The organism is Photobacterium andalusiense (genome assembly GCF_900185625.1).
Taxonomy (GTDB): Bacteria; Pseudomonadota; Gammaproteobacteria; order Enterobacterales; family Vibrionaceae; genus Photobacterium; species Photobacterium aquimaris.
Genome location: NZ_FYAJ01000060.1, coordinates 1 through 609 on the forward strand (window position 1 = coordinate 1; position 609 = coordinate 609).

The 609-nt window shown below is 46.3% G+C and carries 1 protein-coding gene; it reads left to right on the forward strand.

The genetic code is table 11. The annotated features are described in order from the left end of the window. Nucleotides 1-609, forward strand: a 609-nt coding sequence (locus PAND9192_RS20770; RefSeq protein WP_234999237.1) for a GEVED domain-containing protein, incomplete at both ends; no start/stop codon positions are given.

Genomic DNA, 609 nt, shown 5'->3' on the forward strand with positions numbered 1-609 from the left:
ATGCAGAAGACGGTGCCAGTGGTACCGCTTCTGGTGCAGGCGATTACCGTAGTACCCTCAGTGATAATGGCCCGTATCATGGTTTAAATAGTAACTTATTCATGGGATCTGCCGTACCAGATGCTGAAGGCGATGCCAATACCAGCTCTGCGGCTACTATGGCTGATGGTGATGATACTACCGACAGTAATGATGAAGATGGTGTTATTCTGCCAGCGATAGATAACAGCCCAGTACCGAGCAGTTATACAGCCACGGTTAATGTCACCAATAATACCGGCAGCGATGCTACTTTATACGGTTGGATTGATTTTGATCGTAATGGGCGCTTTGATGCTGATGAAATGGCAAGTATTACTGTTCCAACTGGCACAACAAGCAGTGATATTGCCGTTACATGGTCGAGTTTCCCTGGTATTGCAACAGGGTATACATTAAGTCGATTCCGCTTAACCACCGATACCTTAACCCATTCAGGTACAGCAACAGCAGAAGATGAACGAGCACTCGGTGGGGCAATCAACGGTGAGGTTGAAGATCATCGTATATATATCGGCGATCATGATTTTGGTGATGCGCCCAATAGTTATCAAACAACAATGGCAGCTC